1 protein-coding gene is annotated in these 1344 nt (G+C 35.5%); it reads right to left on the bottom strand.

From position 1 onward, the window contains the following. Positions 1–13: 13 nt before the first annotated feature. A protein-coding gene (locus tag ACZ9AO_RS26185; protein ID WP_476111299.1) for an IS3 family transposase occupies positions 14–1344 on the bottom strand; the annotation gives its coding sequence in 2 pieces (ribosomal slippage) (positions 14–882 and positions 882–1344; 1332 coding nt annotated over the 2 pieces). This gene is flagged as partial in the annotation.

Below are 1344 nucleotides of genomic sequence, written 5' to 3'. Positions count from 1 at the left end.
TTAGACATATAATTTAAGCAGCTTCTAAGACCTGAGTTCGGTATTCTATCGGACTCAGGTCTTTTAATTTTACCTTCATTCGTTTGTGGTTATAGTAATGAATATAATCATCTAATTCCTTTTCAAAGTGCTCCATACTTTCAAACTCTTGGAGATAAAGCAATTCAGACTTTAACAAGCCAAAAAAGTTTTCCATGACTGCGTTATCTAAACAATTTCCCTTACGGGACATGCTTTGTATAATGCGGGAATCTTTTAAGGTTTTTTGATACTTCTTCATTTGATAATGCCACCCTTGATCCGAATGGAGGATGACCGTATCTTCTGGTTTTAGGTGTTTAATCGCCTCATCTAACATATCTCCAACAAGTTTATAAACAGGCCGTTTCATCACTTTGTAGGCAATAATTTCACCATTACATAAATCAAGGATAGGGGATAAGTAACGTTTCTCCCCAAATAAATGAAATTCCGTTACGTCTGTTACCCATTTTTGATTCATTTTCTCGGCTTGAAAATCACGTTGTAAAATATGGGGGGCAATTCGACCAACACGCCCCTTATACGAACGATACTTTTTCATACGGACTAAACATTTTACGCCCATTTCATTCATGAGGCGGTTGATGGTCTTTGGATTGTGAGAAAACCCATATTTTTTTAACTCTTTTGTGATACGACGATAACCGTAACGTCCTTTATGTTCATGATAGATAGACTGAATAGTGGCTTTTACCTTCGAATACTTATCATCTCGATTCAAGCGTTTTTCCCAATAATAGTACGTGCTACGTGGAATATCAGCGACTTTAATTAAGGCCACAACCTCATAAATGGACTTTAGTTCATAAATTACTTGCGCTTTGATTTTGGTTGTAATTTTTCCTGCATTTGAACTAAAGTATTTAACTTTTTTAAATACGCATTCTCCATTTCCAGTTGTTTAATTCGTTCTTCAAGCTCTTTAACCGAACCTTCAATTTGTTTGGATGGATTGATATCTTTTTTCATGGATGGTCTCCCCTTTTTCTTAGAAATTAGGGCATCTAATCCATAGGCATTAACATTTATTCTCCACGTCCGAATTAGCGCTGGAGATGAAATATTAAACCTTGCGGCTGCGTCGTAAGAAGATATACCCGTTTCATTCATATAATTAAGTACATCCATTTTAAACTCCGTAGAATAACTTGTATAGGATTTCTTAAATCCATCGGCTCCTTGAATTTGGTATAAACGAACCCATCCTTGAATCATTTGATACGAAACTTCAAATATTTTCTGAAGATCCATATAGCTGTGCTTTCCTTCAAGGTAAAGTCGTACAATGAATATTTTCTGTTC

This window comes from Peribacillus sp. TE19612 (genome assembly GCF_056279465.1).
Note: the sequence above shows the minus strand (reverse complement) of the source record. Positions and strands in the feature narration are given on the sequence as shown.